This is a genomic window from Lysobacter sp. CA199 (genome assembly GCF_052078715.1).
Lineage (GTDB): Bacteria > Pseudomonadota > Gammaproteobacteria > Xanthomonadales > Xanthomonadaceae > Lysobacter.
Genome location: NZ_JBQJIL010000008.1, coordinates 316,612 through 330,611 on the forward strand (window position 1 = coordinate 316,612; position 14,000 = coordinate 330,611).

The window sequence follows — 14,000 nt, forward strand, 5'->3', positions numbered from 1 at the left end:
GCATTGCGGCCCGCCATGCGCTCTCCGTTTGGCGAAGACGTTCGCAACCCCGGCCCCCGCCGGGGTTTTTCTTAGGCGGCGCGGCGCGCGACCGACGTCAGCGCGTGCAGCTCTCGTTGGGTTCCAGCGCGCTGCGCTTGGCGATGCGCCAGTTGGTGACGTTGCCGAGCGCGTCGGTTTCGAAGGTCAGCTGAGTGTCCTTGCCGCCGGGCGGGGCCACCTGCAGGAACGCGGCGCCTTCGAAGCTCGGATTGGGCACCTGCTTGACCTGGCCGGCGTAGGCCTTGTTGATCTCATCGATGCTCATGCCGATACGGCCGCCGCCGGGCGCCAGCGCCTTGGGATCGTAGACGTCGATGCCGGTCAGGCCGTCGCCGCCCATCAGGAAGCCGTATTGGTGGGTGATCGCGCCGCGCACCGGATACAGCAGATAGCACTTGGCGTCGGGGCGCTGGGCGTTGTTGTCTTTCATCTCGCCGCCCCAGGCGCCGCGGATGGTCGCCGCGTCGGCGCCGAACTTGGCGCTGACCGTGCCGGCCTCGTTGCTGCCGTTGAAACCGTCGTAGCCGATCGCGTCGTTGCGCAGCATGCGCTCGGGCGGCTCGAGCGGATTGGGCGCGGTAGCGACAGGCTGGCTGGCGGGCGCCTTGCCGGTATCGGTCTGGGCCGGGCTGGCCGACGGATCGGGTTCGGCCGGTTTCTGGCAAGCCGCCAGAACGCACAGGGCCAGGGCTGACACCGTCAGGGCCGGAACGAATCGACGCATGAAGATCACCACAGCAATGGGACAAGCCGCCGATGCTAATCGATCACGCGCCGCAGCAAACGCCGGATCCACACTCGATGCGCTTCCCGATGCGCGACCGCCTTGGCGAACCCGGGTACGACGCGCGCCGCGCGCATGGCCGCGCGGCCGGGTTTGCCGATCGCGGCGGCTCGTCGCGGGCGCCGCTCAGATCGCTTCGAACCGATTGGCTTCGACGTTCTTGCGGACCTTGGCCGGATCCCAGATACGCCCGTTCATGGCGATGTAGACGCCGGCCGGCAACGATTGCACCGCGCCGACCGCGGTGCCGATGTTGAACTCCGCGTCCGAGCCGCGGAAACGCGCCGGATTGAGCGCGCCGGTCAGCACGATGGTCTTGCCCGGAATCGTCGCCAGCACCCTGGCGGTTTCGACCATGCTGTCGGTGCCGTGGGTCACCAGCACGTGCTGCGCGTCCTGCGCGGCGATCGCGGCGCGGATCAGCTCGCGGTCGCTGGCGGTGATGTGCAGCGAGTCCTTGCGGATGATCGGAATCACGCTGTAGCGGAACGCCACGCCGAGTTCGTCGAGGATGCGGCCGATCTGCGGTTCGCCGATCTGATAGTCCGACTTGTCGTCAAAATAGATCTTGTCGATCGTGCCGCCGGTGGTGACGATGCAGAGCTGGTCCATCTCGAGGGGTTCGCGTATTCGGAGAGACGCCGATTATAGGCCTCCAAGCCGCTGGCAGCCGCTTGGCCAGGAGCTGCGGCCCGCGGGATTACCTTCGGTCACAAGCCGCGACCGCCATGTTTCGAGTTCGCGGCGGGAGTGCGCTACGGGCTGGCGCCTTCTTTGCCGATGACGATGACGCTCTGGCTGCCGTGCACACTTGGCCTGGGGTGAATGCGCTGGCCGGGGCCGGCCAGGCTCAGCGGCCGGTCCGGTAGGGGATTTGATCGCGCACACGGTGGTGAACTCGTTGCGGTAGCGGGTGACGGGCCGCTGGCGTTCACTCTCCCGGTCAGATCGGGTAGAGCTCTTTCTTCTGGTTGCTGCGCTCGTCCTTCACGTACGGATCGTCCGCCTCGATGCGGCATTCGGCCTGGATGTGTTCGGGCCACACAGGCACCTTGCTGGTCCACATCGAGACGATGCGGCCCACGACGCACAGCAGCCAGTAAGGCAGCAGCATGTACCACAGCCAGAGGCCGCCGCCCAGGAAATTCACATAGAAGCGGTTGAACGAGCAGCGCAAGGTTTCCCGGTGCTCGGCGATGGGCATGCACACGTCCACCAGCGTGTGGGCCTGCTCGGGACCGTCTTCCATGTAGCGGCGCAGAAACTCCCAGTGTCCGCGCAGCACGTCGAGTTCGCCGCCATGCCAGACGAAATCGAAGGCGAAGGTGTCGAGCACCGTCTCGCCGTCATCGGCCATGACATGCGCACGGATGTCCCAGTTCCGATTGAGGCCGGTGCCGCTGCCCTTGCAGGGCGTCATGGTCACGAACAGTTTGTCCCAGTCGGCAGTAAGGATCGGCCGGCCCGGGCGACCAGGGCGGAATACGTAGACTTTGCGCGTCTTGCGGTTCAGGCGAATGGGAAAGTGGGTGAACGTGAGAGTTTCTTTAAGGGCAATCCAGGAATAAACACCCATGCTGGTAAGAAGTATCATTCCCGTCACCAGGAGAAAAAGCATCGCTTCTTCCGGATTCTCATCGGGCTGTCCCCAACGAGTCACTGTGATCCAGACCAAATCCATATACCCGACGCCACACAACAGGATAAAGACGCCCATCATCATCGTCAGCACCCCGCGCCACGCATAGTAGCGGTCGACCGTCTCCATGAAGGTGCTGTTGAGCCTGGTCACGCACAGGTCGTAGTTCAACGGCAGTTCCAGCCGCTCCTTTTGCTTGAGTTGGTTCTTGCGTTCCGCGTCGGTCAGCGGTCGGTTTTTCTTGTAGCCGAGCAGAAGACCCGTGAAATCCATCATGCGGGGATTACCTTTGGTCACAAGTCGCGACCGCCATGTTTCGAGTTTGCGTCGAGATAGGCAGCGGGGGCCGCGCTTTTGTGGCGGCTGGGTTGGACGTTCGCTGGCGTTTTCCGGGCGGCCGCCACCGGTCTTCGGATGGTTTATAGGGCCCTTACTGGCGCAGCTTCGGTTGCTCGGTTTTTTTCCCGAACCGCGCTTTCACCCCAGCCAGGTTGGCCGCGAAGATCGCCACCAGTGCCAGCACCAGCTCAATCCAGGCATAAGCGCGCTCGGGTGGCGACGACCAGGCCAGCATGACGCCGTGGCAGAACCAGAACAGCGCGAGCACGCCAGCCCAGTACGCGGCCAGACGGCTGCGCAAGGCCACGCCGACGGCGAGCAAGGCCGGCGGCGCCATGAACACGCTCAGCCCGGCCAGCAGATGCCGCTGCGGCAGCACGTACCACACGCAGAACAGCGCGGTCAGCGCCAACAGCGAGACCAACAGCACCCAGTCCGCGCGCGTTCGCGACGGGCGGGCGGAGGCGGGCGAGGGCGCGTTCAACGGCTCACCTTGGCGACCAGTTCGGCGACGCGTCGGCCGAGCGCGCGCGCCAGTATGGCTTCGTCGTCGCTGAGCTGCGGATCGTCCTGGCTGCCGGCGACATGGCTGGCGCCGTAGGGCGTGCCGCCGCCGCGGGTGTGGCTCAGCGCGGGCTCGGTGTAGGGAATGCCGAGGATCACGCAGCCGTGGTGCAACAGCGGCACCATCATCGTCAGCAGGGTCGATTCCTGTCCGCCGTGCTGGGTGGCGGTGGAGGTGAACACAGCCGCCGGCTTGCCGACCAGGGCGCCGCTGGCCCACTCCGCGCCCAGGCCGTCGAGCCAGTGCTTGACCGGCGCGGCCATGTTGCCGAATCGGGTGGGGCTGCCGAGCAGCAGGCCGGCGCATTCGGCCAGATCGCGCGCGTCCACGTAAGGCGCGCCCTCCTCGGGTACCGGCGGGGCCGCGGTCTGGGTGACCGCCGCGACCGGCGGCACCGTGCGCAGGCGGGCGGCGATGCCGTCGACTTCGCCGATCCCGCGTGCGATCTGCCGCGCCAGCCGCGCCACCGATCCGCCGCGGCTGTAGTAGAGCACCAGTACTTCGGTCATTGGATTCTCCTGTGCGGGGAAGGATAGAGGAATGCGGCGGCGGGTTGGCTTCACCGGCGCCCCGGCCCGGGCGCATGGCGCTCGGGCGTTCGGCGCCGCGCGAGCCGGTGGCTCGCAAGCGCGGCCCCTCACCCCGCAAGCGGGAGAAGGTGGCGCGAAGCGCCGGATGAGGGCGCACGGCCGCATCCGCACCTGCCATGCATACCGCCCCCACACCCCATCGGTTACCCTGCGCCGGATGGAACCATTGGACTCGATCTACCGTTGGAGCGAGCGCGTGCGCGACCGCGCGCGCATGGCGACTTTCTTTCGCTTCCTCAGCCGCCGCTTCCTCGACGACAACCTGTTCCAGGCCGCCGGCGCCTTGTCCTACACCACGGTATTCGCCTTGGTGCCGCTGTCGATGGTGGTGTTCGGCGTGCTCTCGGCGTTCCCGATGTTCAGCGAGTGGAGCGACCGCCTCAGCGACTACATCTTCTCCAACTTCGTGCCCTCCGCGGCGCGCTCGGTGGAGAGCTACCTCAAGCAGTTCTCGGCCAACGCCGGCCAGCTCACCACCGCCGGCGTGATCGCCCTGGTGGTCTCGCTGCTGATCACCCTCAACGGCGTGGAAGCGGCGTTCAACCGGATCTGGCGCGTGCATTCGGCGCGGCCGCGCTTGGGACGCTTCCTGGTCTATTGGACCGTGCTGACCCTCGGCGCGCTGATGGCCGCGGCCAGCCTGGCGATCTCGGCGCGCTTTTTCGCTATGGAAGTGTTCGCCACGCAACCAGGGCGCTGGCTGGAAGGCCTGCTGCTGCGCACCGCACCGATGGGTCTGGAATGGCTGGCGTTCGCGGCGATCTACCGGGTGGTGCCGCACCGCACGATCAAATGGCGTCACGCGGTCGCCGGCGCGTTTCTGGCGATGGTGCTGTTCGAACTGATCAAGGGTGGCATCGGCCTGTACCTGGGCAACTTCGGCTCGTATTCGAAGATCTACGGCACCCTGGCGTTCGTGCCGATCTTCCTGCTGTGGATCTACCTGAGCTGGATCGCGGTGTTGCTGGGCGCTTCGCTGGCGTCCTCGATCGCCGCGTTCCGCTACCAGCCCGCGTCGATGCGCCTGCCGCTGGGCTTCGAGATGTACGGCCTGCTGCGTCTGCTGGCGCGCTTCAACGAGGCGCGCAAGGACGGCCGCGGCCTGCACATCGACAGCATCCAGCAACTCGAGCCGATGCTGACCGACGCGCTGATCCAGCAGATGCTCGAACAACTGGGCGACATCAACGTGGTGCGCCGCGCCGAGAGCGGCGAATGGCTGCTGGCGCGCGACCTGGACGATCTGTCGCTGGGCGAGTTGTACGAAGCCTGCAACCTGCGCATCCCGATCGCCGAAGCCATGCTGCCGTGCCGCGACGACTCGCTGGGCCAGTCCGCGGTCGCGGCGATGGACGAACTACGCGTGCCGCTGCGCGCGTTGATGAAACGACGCGTGTCCAGCATTCACGCCGAAGAGGAAACCCCATGATTTCGAAGGCCCGCATCCTCCGTACCCTGCCGCTGCTCGCGGCCGCCATCGCGGCGCTGCTGCTGGCGGCATGCCAGAAGCCAACCGAAGAGGCCGCATCTGGCGGCGAGCCGAAATCCGCCGAAGCGGTCAAACCTCCAGCCTCTCAAACCCCGGAACCACTCCCGGCCGACGACTCCAAGCCCATCCCGGCGCCCGCCGGCGCAGCGGACACCCCCGAACTGCGCATCGCCACGTTCGACGGCAAGACCTACGATCTGAGCGAGCACCGCGGCCGCTGGGTGGTGGTGAACTTCTGGGCGACCTGGTGCGCGCCGTGCATCAAGGAAATGCCGGAGTTGTCGGCGCTGGATACGATGCGCGAGCACATCGACGTGGTGGGCCTGGCCTACGAGGAAATCGACAAGGCCGACATGCAGGCCTTCCTCAAGAAGCATCCGGTGTCGTATCCGATCGCGATCGTCGACGTCGCCGATCCGCCCAAGGCGTTCGACACGCCCAAGGGCCTGCCGATGACGTATCTGATCGGTCCCGACGGCAAGGTCGCGGAGAAATTCCTCGGCCCGGTGGACGCGAAGAAGCTCGAAGACGCCATCGCCAAGGCCGGCGATGCGAAGGCCGAGCCGGCGGCGCCCGCGGCGAAGTCGTGAGCGCGGCGCGTTTCTTCGTTGCCGGCAAGGTGCAGGGCGTGTGGTTCCGCGCCTCCACCCGCGATCGCGCCCTCGCGCTGGGACTGCGCGGCTACGCCAACAACCTGCGCGATGGCCGGGTCGAAGTGCTGGCGGTGGGCGAGGCCGCGGCGATCGAACGCTTGGCGCAATGGCTGCGCCAGGGCCCGGAGATGGCGCGGGTAGAGAATCTGGTGCGCGAGTCGGCTCAAGACGACGAAGCCGGCGACGGGTTCGTTTGCGGTTGACGGTTTTTGCTGTTCCCCCTTTGAAAAAGAGGACAGGGCGATTCGCTTTACGCCCGAACAGCGCAAATCCCCGCCGCAGCCTACAACGCCCCCAACTGCTCCATCGCCCGCCCATTGCGCCATTCGCGTTGCTCGACGACATGGCCGCTGCGATCCAAGTACTGCACGATCGAACGCACTGTCACCATCGGATACTCGCCGCCCAGCCGCGTGCCGATGGAGTGATCGGTGAAAGCGACATTGGCGCTGAACAAACCGCCGAGCACGCGCTTGGAATAAGGAATGTGGATGCGGTCGGGTCGAAAGCCGTCGCGCTCCGCGGCCCGATACGCGGCGTGGCGATCGGTGTTCTCGGCGCTCTGCGGCAAGGTCGCGGCCAACGTTTCCAGCACCCAGGCGGTGGAGTTCTGATACTCCGTGCTGCCCGGCCGCGCGATCAGGTTGTAGTGCGGCTGATGCAGGCTGTCGCGCGGCAGAGCGCGCAAGCGTTCGGCCAATCGCCGTGCCTGCTCCGGTTCCAGCCAGACGATGCGCGCGTCCTGATTGACCAGATGATCCGAGAAGAAATTGACCAGTCCCTGGGTGTAGAGGCTGGACCGCTCGCTGCCGCATTCGTTGAGCAGATGCACCGCGGTCCAGCGTCCGGCCGGATGATCGCGCACGACGAAACCGACATGGCTGTAGACCAGGCCCTGCGCGGACAGATCCGTGCCCACCCGTGCCACCAGCGCCGCCGGGGCGTCGCGTTCGTCGAGCGCCGCGGCCACGGTCAAGGCGGTCTGCGCGGCGGCGGCGACTTTCTGCGGCAAGATCGTCTCGGCCTCGCAGCGAGTGCCCGCACGTCCCTGTGCGGGCATCACTCCCACCACCACGGCCACCACCATCGCGGCGATCAGCGTCCTGCCTGCCGCGACCTTGGGGCGACGAGGGAACCGCTTCATCCGGCCATCCGGGCGCTGTGGGTCAAGGCGCGTGCGCGATCATTGGGGACGAAGCAAATAAGGTTGAGGTGACCGTCGCTGATCAGCCAGCCGGCAGCGACCACGGTGACGACCACGGCCCAGCCGACCTTGAGCCCGAGCTCCTTCGCCTGCGCCGCCGACAAGGCGACGACGAAGGACGTGCCGGCCGCGGCCGCGGAGATCGTTACCGCTACGCCGTTGGCGCTGGCTTGAATGCCGGTGACGGAAAACTTTGCGCCCTGCGAGAGCGCGTTCGCCGCGGCCATCGGCACCTCGACCGAGGCGTCCAGGCTGGCGGCGGACTGACGGCTCAGGCCGTCGGATTGCACCGCCGCCCTCGCCGGCATCCCTGCCAGCGAGCCCGCCACGGCGGCAGCGACCAGAACAAGGAGGAGCAGGCGTTCGGAAATCCGTGTCATTCGTGCCACCTCGTTCAGGTCCGGAGCCACCATCGGCGGGCCGGGGAGGCTTGGCAAGAATCATCGACAGGGTGGCTGTAATTTCTCTGTTCAGTAGCGTAATTTGATACCCATGGCCCTGTCTCTGGAACTAGTCGACGCCCTGAAGCGCTTTTTGCGCGCCCAGGACCTCACCTATCGCGACTTGGCGGGGCGCCTGAAGCTCAGCGAGGCCGCGGTCAAGCGCATGTTCTCGCGCCGGGCGATGAGCCTGCAGCGCCTGGAAGAGGTCTGCGACGTGCTCGATATCGGCCTGGCCGAGCTCAGCGCTGAAGCCGCGCGCGGGCGCGCGCCGATGGCCATGCTCAGCGAAGCGCAGGAGCAGGCGCTGGTCGACGAGCCGGCCTTGCTGGTCGCGCTGTTTCTGACCTTGAACCGTTGGAAGCAGGCCGACGTGCAGGCGCACTTCAATTTCGACAACGCGCGCTGGACCGGATTGATGGTCAAGCTCGACCGGCTCGGCATCATCGAGTTGATGCCCGGCAACCGCGGCCGCCCGCGCACCGCGCGCAACTTCCGCTGGCGCGCCGACGGGCCGATGGAGCGCTATTTCCGCCTGCGCCTGCTCGGCGACTATTTCGCCGATCCTTTCGACGGCGAACAGGACGTGCTGCTGTTGCTCAGCGGCTCGCTGAGCATCGCCGGCATCCGCGAGCTCAAGCTGCGATTGAACGAAGTGGCGCGCGAGTTCGACGCCTTGCTGGCGCGCGATGCGGCGCTGACCGCGCAGGAGCGGGTCGGCGTGAGTCTGGTGTTGGCGCAGAAACCGTGGCTGTTGCAGTTGTTTCAGCCATTTCGGAAGTCGCAGTAGCGTCGGTGCCGAGGCCGGTCCGCTTTTGCTCGTCATTCCCGCGAACGCGGGAATGACGATAGGTAAGTGCGCTGTTGCCGACTCCCGACTCCCGACTCCCAAATCAACCAATCGGCTTAAGCGCCCCGTACTTCTCCTTCGACGGCTTGCCCTTGAGCTTCGGGAACTCCAGCGCCGCCTGCTTCACGTGGGTATCGGGCAGCCGCGACAGCAAATCGCGAATCAAAGTCAGCCGCCCCAGCCGTTGATCGTTGAAATCCACCAGCGTCCACGGCGCGTGCTTGGTGTGGGTGGCTTCCAACATGGCCTCGCGTGCCTTGGTGTAGTCGTCGTAGTGCTTGCGCGCTTCCAGATCGATCGGCGAGAGTTTCCAGCGTTTGAGCGGATCGTTCAAACGCTCGGCGAAACGTTCTTCCTGTTCTTCCTGGTCGCAGCACAGCCAGTATTTGAACAACAGTACGCCGTCGTCGATGAGCAGCTTTTCGAACACCGGCGTCTGCTTGAGAAAGGCCTTGACCTGCTCGGGCTTGGCATAGCCCATGACCCGTTCGACGCCAGCGCGGTTGTACCAACTGCGGTCGAACAGCGCGATCTCACCAGCGGCGGGCAGATGCGGAACGTAACGCTGGAAATACCACTGGCCGCTTTCGCGTTCGCTGGGCTTGGACAGCGCAACGATATGGCATTGGCGCGGATTGAGATGCTCGGACAAGGCACCGATGGTGCCGCCTTTGCCGGCGGTGTCGCGGCCTTCCAGCAAGACCACCACGCGCTTGCCGGCGTGCTGCACCCAGCGCGCCATCGCCACGAGTTCCAATTGCAGCGCGGCAAGTTGTTCCTCGTATTCCTTGCGCTTGAGTCCGCTCATCGTTGCGCCTTTCTCGGTCGGGAGGGTTTTGCCGGGGATTTGGCCGCGCCGCGCTTGGTGCCGGCCATGGCGGTGGCCACTTCGAGCAGCGCGCCCTGTTGCTTGGTGGTGAGTTCGCGATAGGCGGCGAGCAGATCGTGTTCGCCCTGAGTGCGCGACGGATCGAGGGTGCTGGCCAGCTCGGCGAGCAGCGCGCCGGCCGGTACGCCGAAGGCGCGAGCGAGCGCGTCGAGCTGGTCCTTGCCGGGCAGCTTTTCGCCGCGCAGCCAGGCGCTGACGGTGGCCGCGCCGGCGCGCGGAATCGCGGTGGCCAGATCGGTCACGCTCAAACCGCTGGCCTTGGCCAACAGACGCAGGGTGGTGTCCAGCGACATGCGCATCACTCCTTGAGGCGGGGACGCAAAGTGGCGAGGTTGCACGGCCGGGTGCGCGCGTCGAGCTGAGCGCCGACGATCTTTTCCCAAGCGGTGCGGCAGGCCGAGGTCGAGCCCGGCAGACAGAACAGGAAGGTCGCGTTGGCCAGGCCGGCGAAGGCGCGCGATTGCAAGGTCGAGGTGCCGATTTCCTCGAAGCTGATCGCGCGGAACAGCTCGCCGAAGCCCGGCATTTCCTTGTCCAGCAGCGGCAGAAGGGCCTCGGGCGTGGAATCGCGGCCGGTGAAGCCGGTGCCGCCGGTAACCAGAATACCGTCGACACCCTCATTGGCGATCCATTGCGACACCGCTGCGCGCAGCTTGTAGCGATCGTCGGGCAACAACTTGCGCTCGACCAGCCGGTGGCCGGCGTCGGTCAGCGACTGAATCAGGTAATCGCCGGAACTGTCGTTGGCCAGGGTGCGGCTGTCGGAGACAGTCAGCACGCACAGGTTCAGGGGGATGAAATCGCGTTCTGCGGTCATGGTCGGAGCCTAGCGCAAATGCGCGTGGGTGAAGTTAGCGCAGCGTCGAGCGGCGCGGCTCAACGCGCCGGCCCCTGCAGCAAGGCCGGCGCCTCGCCCTTGCGCTGCCGCCGCGCCATCGCGATGGTCATCGCGGCGAAATCCACCGCGAAGCCGTCCATGTCGAACAGGCCGCTGTCGGCGCGGCGCGCGGCCAGTTCGGCGCGCAGCGCGGCCAGCGCCTGTGGGTCGTTGCCCAGCGCGGTCGCGCGTGCGATGAAGGCCGCATCGTCGGCGGCGTTCATCGAGTCCATGCCCAGGTGGTGATTGAGGCTGCCGGCCACGCGCGCGGCGAAGGTCGCGCCGGGACGGGTCAGCACCGGGCAGCCGGCCCACAGCGCGTCCGAAGCGGTGGTATGCGCGTTATAGGGATCGGTGTCGAGGAACAAATCGGCGTGGCGCAGCCGCGCCAGATAGTCGGCGTGGGGTTGCTTGCGCATGAACACCAGCCGGGCCGGATCCAGGCCGCGACGGGCGGCGAAATCGCGCAGACGCTGATCGGCGCGGCCCGGGCCGGACAGCAGCCACAGCACGCTGCCGGGCACCGCGCGCAGCACTTCCAGCGCGCGCGCGACGCTGCGCGGGTTGAGTTTGTAGCTGTTGTTGAAACAGCAGAACACCACGCCCCGCTCGGGCAGGCCGCATTCGCTGCGGCTCGGTGCCGGCGGCAGTTCCCGGGTCACGTCGGAGGGTTGGAAGCAGCGCGGCAGCCAGGCCACCGTTTCGCTGAAATCGGCGAGCATTGATTCGGGCAACACATAGCGATCGGCGAGCACGTAATCGATCCACGGCGCGGCCGAAGTGCCCGGGTAGGCGAGCCAGTTGACCTGCACCGGCGCCGGCCGCATCGCCAGCACTTCCGGGGTGCCGCCGCCGCCCCAGCCGCGCAGATCGAACAATACGTCGATGCCGGCGCGACGGATGCTCGCGGCGACCTGCGCATGCGGCTGCATCGCCACGTCGTGGACGGTATCGGCGGCGGCCTGCAGGCGCCGGCGGATCGGACTGTCGTCGTCGCGGTTGAGCGCGAACAGATGCAACTCGATCCCGCCACGGCGGTACATGGCCTCGAACAAGGCGACCGTCAACAGACCGGTGGGATGCGCACCGAAACCGTTCGACAGGAAACCCGCGCGCACGGTCGCGGCGACGTCCTTGGGCGGCGCAGGCGGCAGCGGCCGCACCGCCTGCGCGATCACCGCCGCGCGCAGGCTCGCGCAACGGCGTTGCTCGGCGGCGCTGGCGTCTTCGCTGAGGAAAGCGAACGGTTCCACCGACGCCTGCGCGCGCGCCACCGCTTCGCGCACCTGGCGCGAGAGCGTGTCCAGATCGCGCCAATCGCACAAGCGACGGCGCCAGTTGAGCAGGTAGGCGGCCAGTTGCGGTTCGCGCGGGGCCAGGGTGTAGGCGTGGGTGTAGGCCTCCAGCGCGCCCTCGGCGTCGCCGACGTCCTCCAAAGCGTGCGCCAGCCACACCGCGATGCCCGGATGCCGCGGCGCCGCGCGCGCGGCCGCGCCCAGGCTGGCGACCGCATCTTCGCGCTTGCCCTGCATCCATTGCGCGCGGCCTAGCCGCGCCAGCGCTTCGGGATGGCCCGGCCGCAGTTGCAGGGCGCGTCGCGAGGCGGTTTCGCCGGCCTGCGCGTCGCCGGCGTCGAGCTCGTGTTCGGCCAGCATCACCCAGGCCATCGCGTCGCCGGGATTGCGGCCGAGGGCTTGGCGCAATTGCGTGCGCGGGTCGGTCACGACGCGGACTTCATCGGTACGAACTGCATGCATCTGGACTTCATGCACATGGACGTCAGGCATCTGGACTTCATAGACGTGGATTTCAGCAGCGTGGGCTTCAGCGGGACGGCGCCGGACATGCGCGTCAAACCGCGGTCAGCGGCAAGTGGTAGCGCTGGGTGCCGTCGAAGCGCCGCCAGCCGGCGGCGGCGTACAGCGCCTGCGCGCTGAGATTGTCGTGGTCGGTTTCCAACTCCAGCCGCGCTGCGCCGTCGACGCGGGCGAACTCCACCGCGGCCGCCAACAAGGCGTGGGCGACGCCGCGCCGGCGAGCGGCCGGGTCCACGAACAGATCGTTGAGCACCCATACCCGCGCCGCGCGTACCGAGGAGAAGGTCGGGTACAACTGAGTGAAGCCGGCGCCGTCGGCACCGTCCAGCGCCGCCAGCAGCAGCACCGAGTCGCCGCGTTGCAGGCGCTCGCCGATGAAGGCGCGCGAGACCGCGGCGTCGTCGCGTTGGGTGTAGAAATGCCGGTAGCGATCGAACAGCGGCGCGATCAGGTCCAGATCGGCGGGACTGGCGCGGCGGACGGTGAGGCTCATGCGTGGGCGATCCGGCGGGGGACGACCGATTATGGCCGCTCGCGCCGGGCAGCGTCATGACTGGCGATTGCGGATCGGCTGCGGACCCGCAAGCCGGTTGTAGGAGCGGCGCGAGCCGCGACCGCGAACTCGCGGCAGCGGCGTCGCCGCCAACAGGCGTCGTGGTCGAGAATTCGCGGTCGCGGCTTGCGCCGCTCCTACAAGCTCGCGGCGGGCTCAGGCGGCCGACAACCGCGCCAGTTCATCGGCCTGATGCTCGTGAATCAAACGCCCGATCAAACCGTCCAGATCGCCGGCGACGATGTTCGGCAGGTCGTACAGGGTCAGTCCCTCGACCCGGTGATCGGTGATCCGGCCCTGCGGAAAATTGTAGGTGCGGATACGTTGGCTGCGATCGCCGCTGCCGACCTGCAGGCGCCGGTCCTGGGCCTGCGCGGCCGCCGCCTTGGCCGCGGCGGCGTCGGCCAGCATCGCCTGCAGGCGCTTGAGCGCCTTGTCGCGATTGGCGTGCTGGCTGCGTTCGGTCTGGTTCTCGACCACCACGCCGCTGGGAATGTGGGTGATGCGGATCGCCGATTCGGTCTTGTTGACGTGCTGTCCGCCCGCGCCGGAGGAACGGAAGGTGTCGACCTTCAGGTCGGCCGGATTGATTTCGATCGGCTCGCCTTCCGGCTCCACCGCGATGATCGCCACCGTCGCCGCCGAGGTGTGGATGCGGCCTTGCGATTCGGTTTCCGGCACGCGCTGCACACGGTGGGTGCCGGATTCGAACTTGAGCCTGGAATAGGCGCCGCGGCCTTCGACCCGGGCGATGATTTCCTTGTAGCCGCCGTGCTCGCCGGCATTGGACGATTCGATTTCGACCTTCCAACCCTGGCGCTCGGCGTAGCGCGCGTACATGCGGAACAAGTCGCCAGCGAAGATCGCGGCTTCGTCGCCGCCGGTGCCGGCGCGGACTTCCAGGTACAGATCGCCGTCGTCGCGCGAGTCTTTCGGGATCAGGTGCGCGAGCAGTTCGATATCGAGCTGTTCCAGTCGCGTCTGCGCGGCGGCGATTTCCTCGTCGGCCAGCTCGCGCAGTTCCGGATCGCCGCGCATCGCCTCGGCAGCGCGCAGATCGGCCTTGGCCCGCGCCTCCTCGGCCAGGGCCACCGCGACCGGTTCGAGCTGGGCGAATTCGCGCGAGAGTTTGCGGAAGCGGTCGTTGTCGCCGATCACGCCTGGATCGGCGAGCAGGCGTTCGAGTTCTTCGCGCCGTTCGGCCAGGGCTTCGAGTTTGCGGCGCAGGGAAGGGGACATGATTTGAAGCCGGGAATGGGGAATGGAGGG

At 67.2% G+C, this 14,000-nt stretch carries 17 protein-coding genes; 4 read left to right on the forward strand and 13 right to left on the reverse strand.

Features of this window, described 5'->3' with window-relative positions; all coding sequences use genetic code 11:
- Window positions 1–97: 97 nt before the first annotated feature.
- The 5 genes from ACTOWJ_RS16430 to wrbA form a co-directional block, all read right to left on the reverse strand.
- Window positions 98–766, reverse strand: a complete 669-nt coding sequence (locus tag ACTOWJ_RS16430) for a hypothetical protein (RefSeq protein WP_441335701.1) — start codon at window positions 764–766, stop codon at window positions 98–100.
- Between the two features lie 186 nt (window positions 767–952).
- A complete protein-coding gene (locus ACTOWJ_RS16435) occupies window positions 953–1,438 on the reverse strand; it encodes an asparaginase domain-containing protein (protein ID WP_441335702.1) in 486 nt (161 codons plus the stop codon).
- A gap of 331 nt (window positions 1,439–1,769) precedes the next feature.
- Window positions 1,770–2,741 carry a DUF6708 domain-containing protein gene (locus ACTOWJ_RS16440; RefSeq protein WP_441335703.1) on the reverse strand — a complete coding sequence of 324 codons (972 nt, stop codon included), beginning with the start codon at window positions 2,739–2,741 and terminating at the stop codon, window positions 1,770–1,772.
- A gap of 154 nt (window positions 2,742–2,895) precedes the next feature.
- A complete protein-coding gene (locus ACTOWJ_RS16445) occupies window positions 2,896–3,288 on the reverse strand; it encodes a DUF2069 domain-containing protein (RefSeq protein ID WP_441335704.1) in 393 nt (130 codons plus the stop codon).
- Window positions 3,285–3,878: an NAD(P)H:quinone oxidoreductase gene (gene wrbA, locus ACTOWJ_RS16450; RefSeq protein WP_441335705.1), complete on the reverse strand. Its 594-nt coding sequence runs from the start codon at window positions 3,876–3,878 to the stop codon at window positions 3,285–3,287. The genes ACTOWJ_RS16445 and wrbA overlap by 4 nt, the downstream gene beginning before the upstream one ends.
- Window positions 3,879–4,116: 238 nt before the next feature.
- On the opposite strand from wrbA, the gene ACTOWJ_RS16455 reads away from it, so the two are divergent.
- The 3 genes from ACTOWJ_RS16455 to yccX are packed head-to-tail and all read left to right on the forward strand — an operon-like array spanning window position 4,117 to window position 6,304.
- Window positions 4,117–5,388 carry a YihY family inner membrane protein gene (locus tag ACTOWJ_RS16455; RefSeq protein ID WP_441335706.1) on the forward strand — a complete coding sequence of 424 codons (1,272 nt, stop codon included), beginning with the start codon at window positions 4,117–4,119 and terminating at the stop codon, window positions 5,386–5,388.
- Window positions 5,385–6,038 (forward strand): TlpA family protein disulfide reductase, encoded by a 654-nt coding sequence (locus ACTOWJ_RS16460; RefSeq protein WP_441335707.1) that lies wholly within the window; start codon window positions 5,385–5,387, stop codon window positions 6,036–6,038. The genes ACTOWJ_RS16455 and ACTOWJ_RS16460 overlap by 4 nt, the downstream gene beginning before the upstream one ends.
- Complete coding sequence (yccX, locus tag ACTOWJ_RS16465; protein ID WP_441335708.1) at window positions 6,035–6,304, forward strand: acylphosphatase; 270 nt, start codon at window positions 6,035–6,037, stop codon at window positions 6,302–6,304. The genes ACTOWJ_RS16460 and yccX overlap by 4 nt, the downstream gene beginning before the upstream one ends.
- 80 nt (window positions 6,305–6,384) lie before the next feature.
- Here the strand turns inward: yccX and ACTOWJ_RS16470 are convergent, their stop codons facing one another.
- Complete coding sequence (locus tag ACTOWJ_RS16470) at window positions 6,385–7,245, reverse strand: DUF2145 domain-containing protein (RefSeq protein ID WP_441335709.1); 861 nt, start codon at window positions 7,243–7,245, stop codon at window positions 6,385–6,387.
- Window positions 7,242–7,685: a hypothetical protein gene (locus ACTOWJ_RS16475; RefSeq protein ID WP_441335710.1), complete on the reverse strand. Its 444-nt coding sequence runs from the start codon at window positions 7,683–7,685 to the stop codon at window positions 7,242–7,244. Before ACTOWJ_RS16475 ends, ACTOWJ_RS16470 begins: the two co-directional genes overlap by 4 nt.
- 112 nt (window positions 7,686–7,797) lie before the next feature.
- Here ACTOWJ_RS16475 and ACTOWJ_RS16480 point away from each other — a divergent pair, with 112 nt between their 5' ends.
- Window positions 7,798–8,535, forward strand: a complete 738-nt coding sequence (locus tag ACTOWJ_RS16480; RefSeq protein WP_441335711.1) for a helix-turn-helix domain-containing protein — start codon at window positions 7,798–7,800, stop codon at window positions 8,533–8,535.
- 103 nt (window positions 8,536–8,638) lie between these two features.
- On the opposite strand, the gene ppk2 is transcribed toward ACTOWJ_RS16480, so the two are convergent.
- The 6 genes from ppk2 to prfA all read right to left on the reverse strand — a co-directional run bounded on the left by ppk2 (window position 8,639) and on the right by prfA (window position 13,970).
- A complete protein-coding gene (gene ppk2 / locus ACTOWJ_RS16485) occupies window positions 8,639–9,403 on the reverse strand; it encodes a polyphosphate kinase 2 (protein ID WP_441335712.1) in 765 nt (254 codons plus the stop codon).
- Window positions 9,400–9,777, reverse strand: coding sequence for a helix-turn-helix domain-containing protein (locus ACTOWJ_RS16490; protein WP_441335713.1), 378 nt, complete (start codon window positions 9,775–9,777; stop codon window positions 9,400–9,402). Before ACTOWJ_RS16490 ends, ppk2 begins: the two co-directional genes overlap by 4 nt.
- Window positions 9,778–9,782: 5 nt before the next feature.
- Window positions 9,783–10,301: a molybdenum cofactor biosynthesis protein B gene (moaB, locus tag ACTOWJ_RS16495; protein ID WP_441335714.1), complete on the reverse strand. Its 519-nt coding sequence runs from the start codon at window positions 10,299–10,301 to the stop codon at window positions 9,783–9,785.
- 59 nt (window positions 10,302–10,360) lie between these two features.
- Window positions 10,361–12,118 (reverse strand): O-linked N-acetylglucosamine transferase, SPINDLY family protein, encoded by a 1,758-nt coding sequence (locus ACTOWJ_RS16500; protein WP_441335793.1) that lies wholly within the window; start codon window positions 12,116–12,118, stop codon window positions 10,361–10,363.
- Between the two features lie 94 nt (window positions 12,119–12,212).
- A complete protein-coding gene (locus ACTOWJ_RS16505; protein WP_441335715.1) occupies window positions 12,213–12,671 on the reverse strand; it encodes a GNAT family N-acetyltransferase in 459 nt (152 codons plus the stop codon).
- Window positions 12,672–12,887: 216 nt separating this feature from the next.
- Window positions 12,888–13,970, reverse strand: a complete 1,083-nt coding sequence (prfA, locus tag ACTOWJ_RS16510; RefSeq protein WP_441335716.1) for a peptide chain release factor 1 — start codon at window positions 13,968–13,970, stop codon at window positions 12,888–12,890.
- Window positions 13,971–14,000: the final 30 nt, after the last annotated feature.

Excerpts from the sequence above, each read along its gene's own strand:
- ACTOWJ_RS16430 (WP_441335701.1), bottom strand. The coding sequence starts at position 766 with ATGCGTCGATTCGTTCCGGCCCTGACGGTGTCAGCCCTGGCCCTGTGC.
- ACTOWJ_RS16435 (WP_441335702.1), bottom strand. The coding sequence starts at position 1,438 with ATGGACCAGCTCTGCATCGTCACCACCGGCGGCACGATCGACAAGATC.
- ACTOWJ_RS16440 (WP_441335703.1), bottom strand. The coding sequence starts at position 2,741 with ATGATGGATTTCACGGGTCTTCTGCTCGGCTACAAGAAAAACCGACCG.
- wrbA (WP_441335705.1), bottom strand. The coding sequence starts at position 3,878 with ATGACCGAAGTACTGGTGCTCTACTACAGCCGCGGCGGATCGGTGGCG.
- ACTOWJ_RS16455 (WP_441335706.1), top strand. The coding sequence starts at position 4,117 with ATGGAACCATTGGACTCGATCTACCGTTGGAGCGAGCGCGTGCGCGAC.
- ACTOWJ_RS16460 (WP_441335707.1), top strand. The coding sequence starts at position 5,385 with ATGATTTCGAAGGCCCGCATCCTCCGTACCCTGCCGCTGCTCGCGGCC.
- ACTOWJ_RS16470 (WP_441335709.1), bottom strand. The coding sequence starts at position 7,245 with ATGAAGCGGTTCCCTCGTCGCCCCAAGGTCGCGGCAGGCAGGACGCTG.
- ACTOWJ_RS16475 (WP_441335710.1), bottom strand. The coding sequence starts at position 7,685 with ATGACACGGATTTCCGAACGCCTGCTCCTCCTTGTTCTGGTCGCTGCC.
- ACTOWJ_RS16480 (WP_441335711.1), top strand. The coding sequence starts at position 7,798 with ATGGCCCTGTCTCTGGAACTAGTCGACGCCCTGAAGCGCTTTTTGCGC.
- ppk2 (WP_441335712.1), bottom strand. The coding sequence starts at position 9,403 with ATGAGCGGACTCAAGCGCAAGGAATACGAGGAACAACTTGCCGCGCTG.
- ACTOWJ_RS16490 (WP_441335713.1), bottom strand. The coding sequence starts at position 9,777 with ATGTCGCTGGACACCACCCTGCGTCTGTTGGCCAAGGCCAGCGGTTTG.
- moaB (WP_441335714.1), bottom strand. The coding sequence starts at position 10,301 with ATGACCGCAGAACGCGATTTCATCCCCCTGAACCTGTGCGTGCTGACT.
- ACTOWJ_RS16500 (WP_441335793.1), bottom strand. The coding sequence starts at position 12,118 with ATGCATGCAGTTCGTACCGATGAAGTCCGCGTCGTGACCGACCCGCGC.
- ACTOWJ_RS16505 (WP_441335715.1), bottom strand. The coding sequence starts at position 12,671 with ATGAGCCTCACCGTCCGCCGCGCCAGTCCCGCCGATCTGGACCTGATC.
- prfA (WP_441335716.1), bottom strand. The coding sequence starts at position 13,970 with ATGTCCCCTTCCCTGCGCCGCAAACTCGAAGCCCTGGCCGAACGGCGC.